The organism is Thermomonas haemolytica (assembly GCF_004346265.1).
GTDB lineage: Bacteria > Pseudomonadota > Gammaproteobacteria > Xanthomonadales > Xanthomonadaceae > Thermomonas > Thermomonas haemolytica.
In genome coordinates this window covers 151632-167513 of the sequence record NZ_SMAP01000004.1, presented here as the reverse complement: position 1 = coordinate 167513, position 15882 = coordinate 151632, and the positions used below count along the sequence as shown (strand labels likewise).

Here is a 15882-nt window from a genome sequence, read left to right as displayed (position 1 = left end):
CGCATGCCGGCCAGACCCCACTCCCTCTCCGGCCCGTCTTGCCGCGGACTGGTATCCTTGCCCGGATCGTCCGCGGCCCGATGCGCGCCGCTTCCGCACAGGCCACGATGCACCCGCTGATCCGCTGGTTCCACCTCCTCGGCTCGCCCCCCTACTTCGACCGCTTCGCCGCGCGCTGGGCGCCGTGGGGCTACGGGCTGGGGCTGCTGGCCATCCTGGTCGGCGCCTACGGCGCGCTGTACCAGGTGCCGGCCGACTACCAGCAGGGCGACAGCTTCCGCATCCTCTACATCCACGTGCCGGCGGCCTGGATGAGCATGGCGGTGTTCGCGCTGATGGCCCTCTATTCCGCGATCGCGCTCATCTGGCGGATCAAGCTGTGCGAGATCCTGGCGATGGCCTGCGCACCGGCCGGCGCCGGCTTCACTGCAGTGACCCTGCTCACCGGCGCGATCTGGGGCAAGCCGATGTGGGGCACCTGGTGGGACTGGGACCCGCGCCTGACCACTGAGCTGATCCTGCTGTTCCTGTACCTGGGCGTGATCGGCCTGTACGCCGCGATCGACGACCGCCGCAACGCCGCGCGCGCCGCCGGGCTGCTGGCCATCGTCGGCGTCGCCCTGCTGCCGGTCATCCGCTGGTCGGTGGTGTGGTGGAACTCGCTGCACCAGGGCCAGACCATCCGCCTGTTCGGCCCCTCCAGCATGGATGCGAGCATGCTGCCGCCGCTGGTGTGGATGCTCGTCGGCACCAAATTGTGGTTCCTGGGTTCGCTGCTGGCGCGGGCGCGCGCCGATAACCTGCGCCGCGAGGCCGGCAAGGACTGGGTGGCCAGGCTCGCCACCACGGGACGGGCCGGATGAGCTACCGCGAGTACGTCATCGCCGCCTACGCGGTGTTCGCCGTGTTCCTGCTGTGGGACGCGCTGGCCCCGGCCCTGCAGGTGCGCGCCGCGCTGCGCGCCGTGCGCCGGCGGCTGGCACGCCAAGACGCGCGCCCCGCCCCTACCGAGCTGCAACGATGAACCCCACCCGCAAACGCCGCCTGTGGCTGGTGCTGGCACTGGTCGCCGCCGCCGGCCTCGCCACCACCCTGATCGCGCTGGCCCTGCAGCGCAACGTCGCCTACCTCTACACCCCGCACGAAGTGCTGGACGGCAGCGCCGGGCGCGAGGTGCGCGACGGCCGCGCCACCTTCCGGCTCGGCGGGATGGTGGCGGCCGGCTCGTTCCAGCGCGCGCCCGGTTCGATGGAAGCGCACTTCGCGGTGGACGACGGCGATGCCCGCCTGCCGGTGGTCTATACCGGCATCCTGCCCGACCTGTTCCGCGAGAAGCAGTCGGTGATCGCCACCGGCCGCATGCGTGGCGACGTGTTCGTGGCCGAGCAGGTACTGGCCAAGCACGACGAGACCTACATGCCCAAGGAAGTGGCCGACAAGATGGGCGCGGCGCACCGCAAGCACCAGGTGCAGGACGCGCCGGCCACGCCCGCCGGGAGCACGCCCTGATGCTGCCCGAATTGGGGCAGGTGGCGCTGGTGCTGGCGCTACTGGTGGCCGCGCTGCAGGCGCTGCTGCCGCTGCTGGGCGCGTGGCGCGCGCAGCCGGCGCTGATGGCGGTGGCGCGGCCGGCCGCCTACATGCAGCTGCTGCTGGTGGGGCTGGCGTTCGTGCTGCTCACGCATGCGTTCGTCACCGGCGACTTCTCGGTGCGCTACGTGGCCGAGAACTCCAATTCGCTGCTGCCGCTGGTGTACCGCTACACCGCGGTGTGGGGCGCGCACGAGGGTTCGCTGCTGCTGTGGGCGCTGGTGCTGGCGCTGTGGACAGCCGCGTTGGCACGCTTCTCCACGGCGCTGCCGATGCCGGTGGTGGCGCGCGTGCTGGGCGTGCTGGGGATCGTAGCGACCGGCTTCCTGGCCTTCCTGATCTTCACCAGCAACCCGTTCGCGCGGCTGCTGCCGATGCCGGCGGAAGGCCGCGACCTCAACCCGCTGTTGCAGGACCCGGGGCTGATCATCCACCCGCCGATGCTGTATGCCGGCTACGTCGGCTTCGCGGTGCCGTTCGCGTTCGCCATCGCGGCGCTGCTGGAAGGCCGCATCGACGCGCAGTGGCTGCGCTGGACGCGGCCGTGGACCAACGCCGCCTGGGCGTTTTTGACCGTGGGCATCGCCATCGGCAGCTGGTGGGCCTACTACGAGCTGGGCTGGGGCGGCTGGTGGTTCTGGGACCCGGTGGAGAACGCCAGCTTCATGCCGTGGCTGGCCGGGGCGGCACTCCTGCATTCGCAGGCGGTGACCGAGAAGCGCGGCAGCTTCGGCGGCTGGACGCTGCTGCTGGCGATCGCCGCGTTCTCGCTGTCGCTGCTGGGCACCTTCCTGGTGCGCTCCGGCGTGCTGACCAGCGTGCACGCGTTCGCGGCCGACCCCGGGCGCGGCCTGTTCGTGCTGGTCTTCCTCGGCCTCGTGGTCGGCGGCTCGCTGCTGCTGTACGCACTGCGCGCGCCCGATAACGAGGGCAAGCCGTTCGCCGCCGGCTCACGCGAAACCTTGCTGCTCATCAACAACCTGCTGCTGGCCAGCGCCTGCGCGATGGTGCTGCTGGGCACGTTGTACCCGCTGCTGGCGGATGCATTGGAGCTGGGCAAGATCTCGGTGGGGCCACCGTATTTCGCGGCGATGTTCGTGCTGCTGATGGCGCCGCTGGTGGCGCTGCTGCCGCTGGGCCCGCTGACCCGCTGGCAGCGCGAGGACATGGCCACCCCGCTGCGCCTGCTGGCGCCGTGGGCGGCGCTGGCGCTGGTGCTGGGCGTGATCGCATTCGTGCTGGCCCCGCAGGGCCGCTGGAAGACCGCCGCCGGCCTGCTCGGCGCGGCCTGGGTGGCGGCCGGCACGCTGCGCTTCGTGTGGACGCGGCTGCGCGCCAGCGGCCGCCTGACCCGGGAGATGTGGGGCATGAGCCTGGCCCACTTCGGGATCGCGGTGTTCCTGGTCGGTGCCCTGCTGGTGGAAGGGCTGGGCCAGCAGCGCGAACTGGCGATGAAGGCCGGCGACAGCGTGACGCTGGGCCGCTATGCCTTCCGCTTCGACGGCATCCGCCCGGCGCAGGGGCCCAACTACAGCGCCGACTACGCCACCGTGCAGGTGCTGCGGGACGGCCGCGCCATCGCCACCCTGCATCCGGAGAAGCGCCGCTACCGCGCCGGCGGCCAGGTGATGACCGAAACCGGGATCGCCGGCGGGCTGCTGGGCGATGCCTACGTGGCGATCGGCGAACCGCTGGGCGATGACGCCTGGGCGATGCGCCTGTACGTCAAGCCCTTCGTGCGCTGGATCTGGGCCGGCGCGCTGCTGATGGCGCTGGGAGCGGCGGTCACCGCGTTCGACCGTCGCTTCCGCAACGCCCGCAGTGATTCCCCGATGGAGGACCGCGCATGAAAGCCTCGCGCTGGCTGCCACTGGCCGTCTTCGCGCTGCTCGCGGCGCTGCTTGCCGCCGGGGTGTGGATGAGCCGCAAGCCCGACCGCGACGCCCTGCCCTCGCCCCTGATCGGCAAGCCGGCACCCGATTTCGCGCTGCCAGTGCTGCACGATCCCGGCTATGTCGTGAAGCTCTCGGACCTGCGCGGCCAGCCCTTCCTGCTCAACGTGTGGGGCAGCTGGTGCGTGGAGTGCCGGGTCGAGCACCCGGTGCTGACGAAGTTCGCCGAGAGCAAGCGCGTGCGCGTGGTCGGCTACAACTGGAAGGACGAACGCGGCGACGCGCTGCGCTGGCTGGAGCAGTTCGGCAACCCGTACATGGTGGTGCTGGCCGACCAGGATGGCCGCACCGCGCTGGACTGGGGCGTGTACGGCGCGCCGGAAACCTTCCTGGTGGATGGCAAGGGCATCGTGCGCTGGAAGCATGTCGGCCCGCTGGACGATGCGGTCATCGCGCAGCAGCTGCTGCCGCTGCTGGCCAAGATCGAGGCCGGGCGATGAGTACGCGCCACCGCTTCTCCATGCGATCCCCCGGTACGCGGCTCCACCCGTGGCACTTCGGCCTGCCCGCCTTCGCGCGCCGCCTGTGCCCGTCATTCCCGCGCAGGCGGGAATCGCTCCTGTCCGGAGCGCGGGATGCCAACACGAAGAGCGATTCCCGCCTGCGCGGGAATGACGTCAAAAGCATCCTGCTGTTCGTCTGCCTGCTGCTCACGCCCATCGAGCTGCCCGCCTTCGCCCAGGCCAACCAGCAGGCCGACGCCGCGCCGCTGCAGTTCCGCGATGCCGCCGAGGAAGCGCGCTTCCACGCGCTCACCGTGCAGCTGCGCTGCGTGATGTGCCAGAACCAGTCGCTGGCCGATTCCAACGCATTGATCGCCCTGCAGCTGCGGCGCGAGGTGCTGGACCTGATGCGCCAGGGCAAGAGCGACGCGGCGATCAAGGACTACCTGGTGCAGCGCTACGGCGAATTCGTGCTGTACACCCCGCGGCTGGAGCCGGCCACCCTGCTGCTGTGGGCCGGACCGGTGCTGGTGCTGCTGGCCGGTGCCGCAGTGGTGGTCGCGCGGGTGCGCCGGCGCAAGGACGCCGCCCCCGCACCCACCGCCGACGACGGGCAGGAGTGGTGATGGCCGTCTTCATCGCCCTCTCGCTGGTGCTAGGCCTGCTGGTGCTGGCCACCCTGCTGCGGCCGCTGTGGCCGCAGGCGCGCGGGGTGGCGCTGGGCATCGGCCTGGTGGTGCTGGCCTCCGCCGCGCTGCTGTACCGCCTGCTGGGCACGCCGCAGGCGCTGGATGCCGCCGCGCGCCAGGCCCCGGCCACGCTGGAGGATGCGGTCACCCAACTGCAGGCGGCGCTGGCGCGCGATCCGCGACAGCCGGAAGGCTGGGCGCTGCTCGGGCAGGCCTACCTGCACATGGACCGGCCGGCGCAGGCCGCGGATGCGCTGGCGCGCGCCGCCGCGCTGGCACCGAACGACCCTGACATCCTCACCGAAGCCGCGCAGGCGCGCGCCCTGGCGGCGCCGGAGCACGGCTTCGATGCGCGCGCGCGCGCCTGGCTGGACGCCGCGCTGAAGGCCAATCCCGCGCACCAGCGCGCGCGCTGGTTCCTCGGCGTGGCGCAGCGTCAACGTGGCGAAAACGCGCAGGCCGCCGCCACCTGGGAGCCGCTGCTGGCGCAGGTGGACGCCGTCACCGCCGCCCGCCTGCGCCCCGAGATCAACGCCGCCCGCCAGCAGGCCGGGCTGCCGCCGCTGGCAGAGGCCGCCGCCCCGGCGCCGCTGCTGGTGGCGCAGGTCCGGCTGGACCCGGCGCTGGCCGCGCGCCTGCGCCAGTCGCCGCAGGCCAGCGTGTTCGTGATCGCCCGCCAGGTCGGCGGGCCGCCGATGCCGGTGGCGGTGCAGAAGCACCCGGCCAGCGCGCTGCCGCTGGAAGTCAAACTGAGCGATGCCGACAGCCCGATGCCCACGCTCAAGCTGTCGCAGCTGCGCGCGGTGGAACTGGTGGCACGGCTGTCGGCCAGCGGCCAGGCCATGCGCCAGGACGGCGACCTCGAGTCGGCACCGGTGCGGGTGGCGCTACCGGCCAACAAGCCCATCACGCTGGTGATTCCGGCGCACTGAAGGCCCGCGCCTACGCGCGGGTCCCGGATCCGGATGCAGGCCGCCGCCGGCGGATCGTTCATGCCGGTATTCCCAACCGACATGATGCCTTCACCCCGGCGGGAGCATGATGGCGCATCGGTTCCCGCTCTCCCGCCACCCCCGCCATGGCCGAATTCATTCCCCCCGGCACCCGCTGGTTCGCGCTGCCGTCGCCGTTCCCGATGAAGCGCGGCGGCGCGCTGCACGGCGCGCGCCTGGCCTACGAGACCTGGGGGCGGCTGGACGCGGCGGGTGGCAATGCCATCCTCATCCTCACCGGGATGTCGCCGGACGCGCACGCCGCCAGCCACGCCGACAACCCGGCACCCGGCTGGTGGGAATGGATGGTCGGGCCCGGCAAGCCGATCGACACCCGCCGCTGGTTCGTGATCTGCGTGAACGCGCTCGGCAGCTGCAAGGGCAGCACCGGCCCGGCGTCGATCGATCCGGCCACCGGCGCACCCTACCGGCTCGGGTTCCCGGCGCTGTCGATCGAGGACGGGGCCGATGCCGCGGCCGCGCTGGTGCGCGGGCTGGGCATCGCGCAGCTGGCCTGCGTGGTCGGCAACTCGATGGGCGGCATGAGCACGCTGGCGCTGCTGGCGCGCCATCCCGGCATCGCCCGCAGCCATATCAACATCTGCGGTGCGGCGCGCGCGCTGCCGTTCTCGATCGCCATCCGCTCGCTGCAGCGCGAGGCGATCCGGCGCGATCCGGAGTGGCGCGACGGCGACTACGAGGCCGCCGGCACCTATCCGGAAAACGGCATGCGCATGGCGCGCAAGCTGGGCGTCATCACCTACCGCTCGGCGCTGGAATGGGACGGCCGCTTCGGCCGCGTGCGGCTGGACGCCGAGCGCCGCGACGACGAGGACCCGTTCGGGCTGGAGTTCGAGGTCGAACGCTACCTCGAGGCGCACGCGCGCCGCTTCGTGCATGCCTTCGATCCCAACAGCTACCTCTACCTGAGCCGTTCGATGGACTGGTTCGACCTCGGCGAAGCCCACGGCGGCGACACCGCGGCCGGGCTGGCCGCGCTCACCGGGGTGCGGCAGGCGCTGGTGATCGGGGTGCGCACCGACATCCTGTTCCCGATCCAGCAGCAGGAGGAGATCGCCGCCGGGCTGCGCCAGGCCGGCTGCGAGACGCGCTTCCTGGCGATGCCCTCGCCGCAGGGCCACGACGCCTTCCTGGTGGACGAAGCGCGCTTCGCCCCCGCCATGGCCGGCTTCCTCGGCGCCCTGCCCTGCTCCGCCCGCGACCCCGGCAAGGTGGCCTGACCGCCACGCTCGGCTATACTCGCCGTCCGCGCCGGAATGGCGGAATCGGTAGACGCAGCGGACTCAAAATCCGCCGCCCTTAAAAGCGTGTGGGTTCGAGTCCCACTTCCGGCACCAGTAAAAACAAGGGCTTAGCCGAAAGGCTAGGCCCTTATCCTTTGTGACCCTTGCGCTGTGGCCGAATGATGGCCGAATCGCGGCGAGGCTGGTATGGCGCCGCCTTACGCTCGGCTGGGGCGCTTTCCTACCGCACGCGCCGGCTGCCGCTGCTGGCAGCCACAGGATGCAGGGGGCACGCTGGCAGCGCCCCGGCGCCTAGGCCACTACACCCTCTGCAGGGATGTCCGGTCGAACGTCCGCGATGCACCGGCGCCGGGACTTGCCTCTTGTCGCCCCGCATGAGACGGCCTAGGCTGACTCTGAGCAGCCACGGACGGGGAGCCTCCTGGTTGCAGACCTAAAGCACAGGGGGAGTCATGCGGATTTGTTACTACGGGTACTGCCTGCAGCACGTACCAAGCGGAAAGAAGTATCTCGTTGACTTGCGCGACCTCACGAAGAAGTTCGTGGCCAGCACGAGCCAGTCGTTCAAATCGTCGATCACCTATCACGGCGATCATCTTTACCTACTGCCTTTCAGCACCGGGATTTACTTGTTTGTCCAGACCCGTGCGAACGAAATTATCAAGGCGATTGAAGGCAAGACGCTCGACGTAAAGGACATCAAGGACAAGTTACAGAAAAGCGAAACAGTCGGGTTTGCTTCCTACCTGTCAATGGAGAACGGCTACTTGGGAATAGCATCCCGCGTCCTTTCGCCACGCATTACACCGTTCTGCGAAATGATGACGCAGGTTGTTCGTGGATACGGCGGGCTTGACTACGTGTTCCTTCCGACGCTGCTCACCGAGAACCTGCCGAAAGACGAAGTTCAGAAACTCACGCATGTGGGCGCAGTAACTGTCGAAATGAATACTGCTAGCACGCTTACCCAGAACCTTCTCAAACAGCTTACAAACAGACCACCAGAAACTCTGCACGACATTGGCAGTATCAAGATTGTCATTCGCCCCGTTCGCAAAGGAAAGAAGAGCCTCAAAGACGATCTAGCAGCCATATCGAAAAACATGGCCGATAACGAACTTATTTCGCTTGAAGCCCGCGCCAAAGTTGAAGCTGCGGATCAAGTGCGGGACGTGTACATTGTTGGCGAGGGCGCGATCCGCGAGTTCCTGCCTTTTAAAAAGGAAGGCGATCTCAAGTCATTAATTCCTAGCAAGACCGCCGCGAATACGAAGTTGCAGGCCAAAGTCAATGAGTTCAAATCCGATGCCAACCTCAAGAAAGATAAAGGTCTTCCTGATCTTGGCATTGATCGGAAATATCCTTCCGCTACCGCTACTGTGGCTGCGCAACCTGTGGCTACCAAAGCTGGGGCTGGTGGGAAGCGAGCTACTAAGAAAACTGGTCGAAAAGCCTGATCAGTTCGCCGGAACCGCCGCCTCCTATAGCTTCTCAATGCTAGGCTTCTTGGCTGCATTCCTCGCGATCTTTGTCGCGGTTTCGCACACCACGCCTTTCGAGTCTTATAGACGCGACGGAAACCTTGTAGTTCAACTCTGGCTGATTAGCTTGACTATGCTGGTGCTGATTGCGGCGTTTGTCTTTTCCATGGTGATGTTGACCAGTGCAGTCAGTACCACGGTAGCTAGTATCGTCATTTACCTCATTGCTTCGTCGCTACTGATGATCCTCATTTCGCTAATGCCAATTGTCTTCATCCTTCTCCAAGTAGCGAACGCGCGCGCCGCGTAAAAATTGGGCTGGCCACGCGCCCTTAGAACGTGGCCACCCCCGCCGCCCCATCACAAGTGGCACCGTGCGAACTGCGCTCCCCATGGCCGAGAAGCGCAGCCCGCGCAGTCCTACGACGGCCAAGTCACGTTGAACTCCGTTGCCCACGCGATGCGCTGCGTGCCTTACCGCATGGCATCGAGCGCGTGATCTGCCCCGCTGCTGTCTACGTCCCCGGTCGCTTAAGGTCGCGCCCCGCATAGGGCGCCGTATGCCACCAGTAGCGACATGCCCGGTTCAAGTACAAGCCGGGGCGGTCGGGCTTGCCGGCGTCGGACAGCAGGCGGCGCATACGCTGCCATCCACTTACCCGGCCACCCTTCTGCGCAGGGTCGAAGTAGACGCCCTCACGCGCGAACTCATCCGCGATGCAGCCGGCACCGCTACCGGTCTTGGCGAATATGGCGTCGTCAGCCACACCGTGCGGGCCGATCTTCCAGCGCGCGCACATGGCCTTGATCGCGTCGGCCAGCACCGGCACCTTCGTCGCGCGGATTCGCCGCCCAGCCCACGCCCGGGCACGCCCGTCACCGGGGCGTCATCCCGGCGCAATGGCCGGGTCACCGGCGACCGCCAGGCTTGCCAGAACGCAAGCCAGGGGCGACGGGGCGCGCATGCGCTACGGCATCATCACCGAGACCTACCCGCCGGAAGTCAACGGCGTGGCGCTGACCGTGCAGGGGCTGGAACTGGGCTTGCGCGAGCGCGGGCATGCGGTGGAGCTGGTACGCCCGCGCCAACCGACGGATGCCGCGACGACAGATGCAACCCTGCTGGTGCGCGGGGCAGCGTTGCCGCGCTATCCGGGGCTGCGCTTCGGCCTGCCCGCCACGCGCGCGCTGCGCCAGCGCTGGCAGCAGGCGCGGCCGGATGCGATCTACGTGGCGACCGAAGGCCCGCTGGGCTGGTCGGCGCTGCGCGCGGCGCGCCAGCTGGGGATCCCGGCGGCCACCGGCTTCCACACCCGCTTCGACGATTACATGCGCAGCTACGGCGCGCCCTGGCTGCAGGGCACCGCGCTGCGCTGGATGCGGCGTTTCCACAACGGCGCGCAGGCCACGCTGGTGCCCACCCGCGAACTGCAGGCCTTCCTTACGGGCCACGGCTTCCGCAACGTCGTGCTGCTGCCGCGCGCGGTGGATACCCGCGCCTTCCATCCCGACCAGCGCGATGCCGCGCTGCGTGCGTCCTGGGGGCTGGATGCGCACGCGCTGGCGGTGCTGTACGTGGGCCGGATCGCACCGGAGAAGAACCTGCCGCTGGCGGTGCGCGCCTTCCGCGAACTGCAGCGCATCCGGCCGGACGCGCGCTTCGTGTGGGTCGGCGATGGCCCGGCGCGCGAGGCCCTGCAGCGCGAGCACCCCGACTTCATCTTCTGCGGCGTGCAGCGCGGCGAGGCGCTGGCCCGCCACTTCGCCAGCGGCGACCTGTTCCTGTTCCCCAGCCACAGCGAGACCTTCGGCAACGTCGTGCTGGAATCACTGGCCAGCGGCGTGCCGCTGGTGGCCTTCGACTACGGCGCCACCCGCGAGCTGGTGCGCGATGGCGTGCACGGCGCGGCGGTGGCCTGCGACGACGAGGCCGGCTTCATCGCCGCCACCCTGCGCCTGGGCGCGAACGACGCCCTGCGCGAGGCGATGCGCACCGCCTGCCGCGAAGCGGTCGCCGCGCTGCGCCCGGCGCGGGTGGCCGAGGATTTCGACCAGCTGTTGCGATCCCTCGCCATCGGGAGCCCTGCCCATGCCGCGTCCGTCCTCTCCTGAGCGCCTGCTGGCGGCCGAGCACCGCTGGTGCCTGCATGCCAATGCGCTGTGCGCGCGGCGCTGGCCGCTGCACTACTTCGCCGCGGTCAGCCGCCTGGGCGATGGGGTGTTCTGGTACGCGCTGATGGCGCTGCTGGTGGCGATCGACGGGCTGGACGGGCTGCGCGCCAGCCTGCACCTGGCGCTGACCGGGCTGGCGGCGCTGCTGCTGTACACGCGCCTGAAGCGCTGGACCCGGCGCCCGCGGCCGTTCGCGCGCGATGGCCGCATCCGCGCGTGGGTGGCGCCGCTGGACGAGTTCAGCTTTCCGTCCGGGCATACCCTGCACGCGGTCGCCTTCAGCGTGGTCGCGGTGGCGCACTATCCGGCGCTGGCGTGGCTGCTGGTGCCGTTCACGGTGAGCGTGGCGGCCTCGCGGGTGGTGCTTGGCCTGCACTACCCCAGCGACGTGCTGGCGGCGACCGCCATCGGCGGCACCCTCGCCGGTGCCTCGCTGTGGCTGGCCGCAGGCCTGGGCGGCATGGTCGGCGGCATGGCCTGAACGCGGCGCGGCTTACAATCGGGCGCTCCACTTGCAGGACGTCCGCATGGATCTGGATCTGACTGGGAAACACGCGCTGGTCTGCGGCGCATCGGAAGGCATCGGCCGCGCCGCCGCGCTGGAACTGGCCACCCTCGGCGCCCACGTCACCGTGCTGGCGCGGCGCGAGGACGCGCTGCGCGCAGTCGTCGCCAGCCTGCCGCACACACGCGACCAGGCGCATGGCCTGCTGGCCGTCGACCTGGCCGATGCCGAGGCCCTCGCGGATGCAGCGCGCGCGCTGGCGACCCGCGCGCCGGTGCACATCCTCGTCAACAACAGCGGCGGCCCGCCGGGCGGCCCCGCGCACACCGCACCGGCAACAGCCTATCTACAGGCATTCCAGACGCATTTGATCGCCGCGCAGACGCTGGTGCAGGCGCTGCTGCCGGGCATGCACGCGGCGCGCTGGGGACGCATCGTCAACGTGATCTCGACCTCGGTGTACGAGCCGATCCCCAACCTCGGCGTCTCCAACACCATCCGCGGCGCGGTGGCGAGCTGGGCGAAGACGCTCTCGCGCGAGCTCGGCGGCGACGGCATCACCGTGAACAACGTGCTGCCGGGCTACACCCGCACCCGCCGGCTGGAGCAAATCCTGGCCGAGCGCAGCGCCGCCACCGGCAAATCCAAGGAGGACGTGGCGCAGGCGATGCTGGCCAGCGTTCCCGCCGGGCGCTTCGCCGAGGCACACGAGCCGGCCAGCCTGATCGCCTTCCTGTGCAGCCCCGCCGCCGCCTACATCAACGGCCAGTCGATCGCGGTGGATGGCGGCCGCATGCAGTCGATCTGAGCGCATGCCCGAAGGCCCCGAGATCCGCCGCGCCGCCGACCGCCTGGCCGCCGCCGTGGTCGGGCAGCCGCTGCTGCGCGCGCAGTTCGCATTCCCGGCGCTCAAGCGCTTCGAACGCACGTTGCCGGGCAGCCGCATCCTGTCGATCACACCACGCGGCAAGGCGCTGCTGACCGCGTTCGACAACGGCTGGACGCTGTACACGCATAACCAGCTCTACGGGGTGTGGCACGTGGTCGGCCCGGGCGAGCGCCCCGCCACTGCGCGTAGCCTGCGTGTCGCACTCGACACCGCGCGTGCATCGATCCTGCTCTACTCCGCCTCCGACGTCGAACTCTGGTGCAGCGACGAGATCGAAGCGCACCCGTTCCTGCAGCGGCTCGGCCCGGACGTGCTGGACCCGAGGCTGGATGCCGCCACCGTGGCCGCGCGCCTGCAGTCGCCCGCGTTCCGCGGCCGTGCGTTGGGCGCGCTGCTGCTGGACCAGGGTTTCCTCGCCGGCATGGGCAACTATCTGCGCGCGGAGGTGCTGTTCGACGCGGGCCTGCATCCCAGCCTGTGCCCGCGCGACCTGGATGCGACGCAGACCGCGCGCCTGGCCGAGGCGCTGCTGGCGATCCCGCGCCGCAGCTATGCCACCCGCGGCATCGAACCCACCCGCCGCATGCGCGCCGACTACCTCGCGCGCGAGGGCGAGGCGTTCCGTTTCCGCGTGTTCCAGCGCGAAGGCGCGCCCTGCGAGCGCTGTGGCACGCCGCTCGAACGCATCGCCAGCCAATCGCGGCCGCTGTTCCTGTGCCCACGCTGCCAGCCGCGCCGCTGGTAAGCTTGGCGGATGCCACGCTTCGGACACGTGATCGGCGCCGCCTGCGGCGAAGCGACCAGCACGCGCTGGATGCCGGTGTTCGATCCCGCCCATGCGCACCCGTATGCGGACGTGGCCGCCGGCGACGCTACCAGCGTCGAGGCTGCGGTCGAAGCCGCCTCGGCCGCCGCGCCCGGCTGGGCCGCCCTGCGCAACAGCGAACGCGCGCGCCATCTGGAACGGCTGGCGGACGCGCTGGAAGCACGCCTGGACGCCTTCGCCCGCGCCGAGGCGATCGACGCCGGCAAGCCGCTGGCGCTGGCGCGCGAGGTCGAGATCCCGCGCGCGATCTCCAACCTGCGCTTCTTCGCGCATGCGGCCACCCAGTTCGCCAGCGAATCCCATCACGGCGAGGCCGGCCTCAACTACACCCTGCGCCTGCCGCTGGGCGTGGTGGGCTGCATCAGCCCGTGGAACCTGCCGCTGTACCTGTTCACCTGGAAGATCGCGCCGGCGCTGGCCGCCGGCAACACGGTGGTCGCCAAGCCATCGGAGATCACCCCCGCCACCGCCACGCTGCTGGGCGAGCTGGCGCTGGAGATCGGCCTGCCGCCGGGCGTGCTCAACATCGTGCACGGTCTCGGCTCCGAGGTCGGCGAGCCGCTGGTGGCGCACCCGCAGGTCAAGGCGATCTCGTTCACCGGCAGCACCGCGGTGGGCCGCCGCATCGCCGGCATCGCCGGGCCGCAGCTGAAGAAGGTGTCGCTGGAGCTGGGCGGCAAGAACGCCACGCTGGTGTTCGCCGACAGCGACTGGCGCGCCCATCTCGATACGCTGGTGCGCAGCGCGTTCCAGAACAGCGGGCAGATCTGCCTGTGCGGCTCGCGGATTCTCATCGAGCGTGCGATCTACCCCGAATTCCGCGATGCCTTCGTCGCGCGCGCCCGCGCGCTGCGCATCGGCGGCCCGCTGGAGGACGGCGTGCAGCTGGGGCCGATGGTGTCGCAGGCCCACTTCGACAAGGTGATGGCGGCGATCGCACGCGCACGCGCCGAGGGCGGCCGCGTGCTGTGTGGCGGCGAGGCGATCGCGCGCGCGGGCTGGTTCATCGCACCCACGGTGATCGAAGGCCTGGGGCCGGACTGCGCCACCAACCGCGAGGAGATCTTCGGCCCGGTGGTCACGCTGCAAGCCTTCGAGTCCGACGACGACGCGCTGATGCTGGCCAACGCCTCCGACTACGGCCTGTCCGCCAGCGTGTGGACGCGCGACCTGGCCCGCGCACACCGCTTCGGCGCGCAGCTGCGGGTCGGCATCGTGTGGATCAATACCTGGCTGCTGCGCGACCTGCGCACGCCCTTCGGCGGTACCGGCGCCTCCGGCCTCGGCCGAGAGGGCGGGCTGGAGGCCATGCGGTTCTTCACCGAGCCGCGCAACGTGGGCATCGCCCTGACTTTCCTTCCCTGAGCCGCCTATCCCGATGAAGAACCAACTCGACACCCTGCTGGGCAACAACCGCGAATGGGCCGCGCGCGTGACGCGCGAGGACCCCACCTTCTTCGACCGCCTGTCGCGCCAGCAGACCCCCGAATACCTGTGGATCGGCTGCTCCGACTCGCGGGTGCCGGCCAACCAGGTGGTGGACCTGCTGCCGGGCGAGGTGTTCGTCCATCGCAACATCGCCAACGTGGTCGTGCATACCGATCTCAACTGCCTGTCGGTGCTGCAGTTCTCGGTGGATGTGCTGAAGGTCAAGCACATCCTGGTGGTGGGCCATTACGGCTGCGGCGGCGTGGGCGCCGCGCTGCACGGCACCCGGCTGGGGCTGGCCGACAACTGGATCCGCCACGTGGCAGATGTCGCGCAAAAACACGCCGCGCTGCTGGAGAGCCTGCCCATGGAGGAACGCCACGACGCGCTGTGCGAGCTGAACGCGATCGAGCAGGCGGTGAACGTGTGCCAGACCACGGTGATCGCCGATGCCTGGGCGCGCGGCCAGCCGCTGGCCGTGCACGGCTGGGTGTACAGCCTGGCCGACGGCCGCGTGCGCGAGTTGGGCATGGACGTGGATTCCGCGGAAGCCCTGGAGCAGGTGCAGGCCGCGGCGATCGCCGGGGTCGGCCAGCGCCGCCGGGGCCGCGCGTGAACACCGGCATCCACGCCGGCGCGGCGCCGAAGGCGGTGGGCCACTACCCGCACGCGCGCCGGGTGGGCAACCTGCTGTTCCTCTCCGGCATCGGCCCGCGCGATCCGGCCACCGATGCCATTCCCGGCAACCGCTACGATGCCGAGGGGCGCCTCATCGCCTATGACATAAAAGCGCAGACGCACGCGGTGCTTGCCAACGTGCGTGCGGTGCTGGAGGCCAGCGGCGCACGCTGGGAAGACCTGGTGGACGTGACGGTCTATCTCACCGACATGGCGCGCGATTTCACGGCCTACAACGCCGTGTGGGCCGAGTATTTCCCCGACCCCGCGCTGGCGCCCTGCCGTACCACGCTGGGCATCACCGCGCTGCCCACGCCGATCGCCATCGAACTCAAGTGCATCGCCCGCCTCGAGGACTGAACGCCATGCTGCCCGCCGCCTTCAACCTGCACGCCTGGATCGAGGAACACCGCCACCTGCTCAAGCCGCCCGTGGGCAACAAGTGCATCGTGCAGGAGGATTTCATCGTGATGGTGGTCGGCGGCCCGAACGCGCGCACCGACTACCACTTCGAGGAAGGCCCGGAGTGGTTCTTCCAGCTGGAAGGCGAGATGGTGCTGCGCGTGCAGGAGGACTTCGACGGCGAACGCGGCCGCGTGCGCGACATCCCGATCCGCGCCGGCGAGGTGTTCTACCTGCCGCCGCGGGTGCCGCATTCGCCGCAGCGGATGCCGGACTCTGTCGGGCTGGTGATCGAACGCAAGCGCCTGCCACATGAAAACGACGGGCTGCAGTGGTTCTGCGTGAACTGCAACCACAAGCTCTACCAGGAGTTCTTCCACCTGGTGGACATCGAGCAGGATTTCCTGCGCGTGTTCGAGCGCTTCTACCGCGACGACCACCTGCGCACCTGCGCGCAGTGCGGCACCCTCAACCCGCGGCCGGGCCGCTACGAGCAGCCGGCGGAATAAGCCCCGTTCCCTGCCTGCACGGCCAGGCAGCCGGAAACGGCGTGCAACGAAAAAGCGGGCG

Annotated in this window: 19 protein-coding genes and 1 tRNA gene; 19 read left to right on the top strand and 1 reads right to left on the bottom strand. The window is 69.8% G+C overall.

Going from position 1 to position 15882, the window contains the following annotated elements; translation table 11 throughout:
* Positions 1-107 precede the first annotated feature (107 nt).
* From EDC34_RS07075 to EDC34_RS12235, 11 genes are all read left to right on the top strand, one after another.
* Positions 108-863 (top strand): heme ABC transporter permease, encoded by a 756-nt coding sequence (locus tag EDC34_RS07075; protein WP_114960961.1) that lies wholly within the window; start codon positions 108-110, stop codon positions 861-863.
* Positions 860-1024, top strand: coding sequence for a heme exporter protein CcmD (gene ccmD / locus EDC34_RS12530; protein ID WP_114960904.1), 165 nt, complete (start codon positions 860-862; stop codon positions 1022-1024). The genes EDC34_RS07075 and ccmD overlap by 4 nt, the downstream gene beginning before the upstream one ends.
* Positions 1021-1509 (top strand): cytochrome c maturation protein CcmE, encoded by a 489-nt coding sequence (gene ccmE, locus EDC34_RS07065; RefSeq protein WP_114960903.1) that lies wholly within the window; start codon positions 1021-1023, stop codon positions 1507-1509. The genes ccmD and ccmE overlap by 4 nt, the downstream gene beginning before the upstream one ends.
* Complete coding sequence (locus tag EDC34_RS07060) at positions 1509-3440, top strand: heme lyase CcmF/NrfE family subunit (RefSeq protein ID WP_114960902.1); 1932 nt, start codon at positions 1509-1511, stop codon at positions 3438-3440. The genes ccmE and EDC34_RS07060 overlap by 1 nt, the downstream gene beginning before the upstream one ends.
* Entirely contained in the window at positions 3437-3982 is a 546-nt protein-coding gene (locus EDC34_RS07055) for a DsbE family thiol:disulfide interchange protein (RefSeq protein WP_114960901.1), read from the top strand. Before EDC34_RS07060 ends, EDC34_RS07055 begins: the two co-directional genes overlap by 4 nt.
* Before the next feature lie 185 nt (positions 3983-4167).
* A complete protein-coding gene (locus EDC34_RS07050) occupies positions 4168-4611 on the top strand; it encodes a cytochrome c-type biogenesis protein (protein WP_425477502.1) in 444 nt (147 codons plus the stop codon).
* Entirely contained in the window at positions 4611-5606 is a 996-nt protein-coding gene (locus EDC34_RS07045; protein ID WP_114960899.1) for a tetratricopeptide repeat protein, read from the top strand. Before EDC34_RS07050 ends, EDC34_RS07045 begins: the two co-directional genes overlap by 1 nt.
* A 146-nt stretch (positions 5607-5752) precedes the next feature.
* The gene (gene metX, locus EDC34_RS07040; RefSeq protein ID WP_114960898.1) at positions 5753-6907 is read left to right on the top strand and encodes a homoserine O-acetyltransferase MetX; all 1155 of its coding nucleotides are present in this window, start codon (positions 5753-5755) and stop codon (positions 6905-6907) included.
* A 30-nt stretch (positions 6908-6937) separates the two neighbouring features.
* A tRNA-Leu gene (locus tag EDC34_RS07035) sits at positions 6938-7024 on the top strand.
* A 359-nt stretch (positions 7025-7383) separates the two neighbouring features.
* Positions 7384-8388 carry a hypothetical protein gene (locus tag EDC34_RS07030; RefSeq protein WP_114960897.1) on the top strand — a complete coding sequence of 335 codons (1005 nt, stop codon included), beginning with the start codon at positions 7384-7386 and terminating at the stop codon, positions 8386-8388.
* Between the two features lie 49 nt (positions 8389-8437).
* Complete coding sequence (locus EDC34_RS12235) at positions 8438-8722, top strand: hypothetical protein (protein WP_140197694.1); 285 nt, start codon at positions 8438-8440, stop codon at positions 8720-8722.
* 205 nt (positions 8723-8927) lie between these two features.
* Here EDC34_RS12235 and EDC34_RS07020 read toward each other — a convergent pair whose 3' ends face one another.
* The gene (locus EDC34_RS07020; RefSeq protein WP_132982862.1) at positions 8928-9242 is read right to left on the bottom strand and encodes a hypothetical protein; all 315 of its coding nucleotides are present in this window, start codon (positions 9240-9242) and stop codon (positions 8928-8930) included.
* Between the two features lie 133 nt (positions 9243-9375).
* Here EDC34_RS07020 and EDC34_RS07015 point away from each other — a divergent pair, with 133 nt between their 5' ends.
* The 8 genes from EDC34_RS07015 to EDC34_RS06980 are packed head-to-tail and all read left to right on the top strand — an operon-like array spanning position 9376 to position 15821.
* On the top strand, positions 9376-10524 hold the full coding sequence (locus EDC34_RS07015; RefSeq protein ID WP_132982861.1) for a glycosyltransferase family 4 protein: 1149 nt from the start codon (positions 9376-9378) through the stop codon (positions 10522-10524).
* Positions 10502-11065: a phosphatase PAP2 family protein gene (locus EDC34_RS07010; protein ID WP_114960186.1), complete on the top strand. Its 564-nt coding sequence runs from the start codon at positions 10502-10504 to the stop codon at positions 11063-11065. The genes EDC34_RS07015 and EDC34_RS07010 overlap by 23 nt, the downstream gene beginning before the upstream one ends.
* A gap of 46 nt (positions 11066-11111) precedes the next feature.
* Positions 11112-11897, top strand: a complete 786-nt coding sequence (locus EDC34_RS07005) for an SDR family oxidoreductase (protein WP_114960187.1) — start codon at positions 11112-11114, stop codon at positions 11895-11897.
* 4 nt (positions 11898-11901) lie between these two features.
* The gene (gene nei, locus EDC34_RS07000) at positions 11902-12723 is read left to right on the top strand and encodes an endonuclease VIII (RefSeq protein WP_114960188.1); all 822 of its coding nucleotides are present in this window, start codon (positions 11902-11904) and stop codon (positions 12721-12723) included.
* Between the two features lie 9 nt (positions 12724-12732).
* The gene (locus tag EDC34_RS06995) at positions 12733-14169 is read left to right on the top strand and encodes an aldehyde dehydrogenase (RefSeq protein WP_114960189.1); all 1437 of its coding nucleotides are present in this window, start codon (positions 12733-12735) and stop codon (positions 14167-14169) included.
* 13 nt (positions 14170-14182) lie between these two features.
* Positions 14183-14848, top strand: coding sequence for a carbonate dehydratase (gene can, locus EDC34_RS06990; RefSeq protein WP_114960190.1), 666 nt, complete (start codon positions 14183-14185; stop codon positions 14846-14848).
* On the top strand, positions 14845-15270 hold the full coding sequence (locus EDC34_RS06985) for a RidA family protein (RefSeq protein WP_114960191.1): 426 nt from the start codon (positions 14845-14847) through the stop codon (positions 15268-15270). The genes can and EDC34_RS06985 overlap by 4 nt, the downstream gene beginning before the upstream one ends.
* Positions 15271-15275: 5 nt before the next feature.
* A complete protein-coding gene (locus tag EDC34_RS06980) occupies positions 15276-15821 on the top strand; it encodes a 3-hydroxyanthranilate 3,4-dioxygenase (protein WP_114960192.1) in 546 nt (181 codons plus the stop codon).
* Positions 15822-15882 lie beyond the last annotated feature (61 nt).

Excerpts from the sequence above, each read along its gene's own strand:
- EDC34_RS06995 (WP_114960189.1), top strand. The coding sequence starts at position 12,733 with ATGCCACGCTTCGGACACGTGATCGGCGCCGCCTGCGGCGAAGCGACC.
- can (WP_114960190.1), top strand. The coding sequence starts at position 14,183 with ATGAAGAACCAACTCGACACCCTGCTGGGCAACAACCGCGAATGGGCC.
- nei (WP_114960188.1), top strand. The coding sequence starts at position 11,902 with ATGCCCGAAGGCCCCGAGATCCGCCGCGCCGCCGACCGCCTGGCCGCC.
- EDC34_RS07045 (WP_114960899.1), top strand. The coding sequence starts at position 4,611 with ATGGCCGTCTTCATCGCCCTCTCGCTGGTGCTAGGCCTGCTGGTGCTG.
- ccmE (WP_114960903.1), top strand. The coding sequence starts at position 1,021 with ATGAACCCCACCCGCAAACGCCGCCTGTGGCTGGTGCTGGCACTGGTC.
- EDC34_RS07010 (WP_114960186.1), top strand. The coding sequence starts at position 10,502 with ATGCCGCGTCCGTCCTCTCCTGAGCGCCTGCTGGCGGCCGAGCACCGC.
- EDC34_RS07075 (WP_114960961.1), top strand. The coding sequence starts at position 108 with ATGCACCCGCTGATCCGCTGGTTCCACCTCCTCGGCTCGCCCCCCTAC.
- EDC34_RS07015 (WP_132982861.1), top strand. The coding sequence starts at position 9,376 with ATGCGCTACGGCATCATCACCGAGACCTACCCGCCGGAAGTCAACGGC.
- EDC34_RS06980 (WP_114960192.1), top strand. The coding sequence starts at position 15,276 with ATGCTGCCCGCCGCCTTCAACCTGCACGCCTGGATCGAGGAACACCGC.
- ccmD (WP_114960904.1), top strand. The coding sequence starts at position 860 with ATGAGCTACCGCGAGTACGTCATCGCCGCCTACGCGGTGTTCGCCGTG.
- metX (WP_114960898.1), top strand. The coding sequence starts at position 5,753 with ATGGCCGAATTCATTCCCCCCGGCACCCGCTGGTTCGCGCTGCCGTCG.
- EDC34_RS07055 (WP_114960901.1), top strand. The coding sequence starts at position 3,437 with ATGAAAGCCTCGCGCTGGCTGCCACTGGCCGTCTTCGCGCTGCTCGCG.
- EDC34_RS07030 (WP_114960897.1), top strand. The coding sequence starts at position 7,384 with ATGCGGATTTGTTACTACGGGTACTGCCTGCAGCACGTACCAAGCGGA.
- EDC34_RS07060 (WP_114960902.1), top strand. The coding sequence starts at position 1,509 with ATGCTGCCCGAATTGGGGCAGGTGGCGCTGGTGCTGGCGCTACTGGTG.
- EDC34_RS07005 (WP_114960187.1), top strand. The coding sequence starts at position 11,112 with ATGGATCTGGATCTGACTGGGAAACACGCGCTGGTCTGCGGCGCATCG.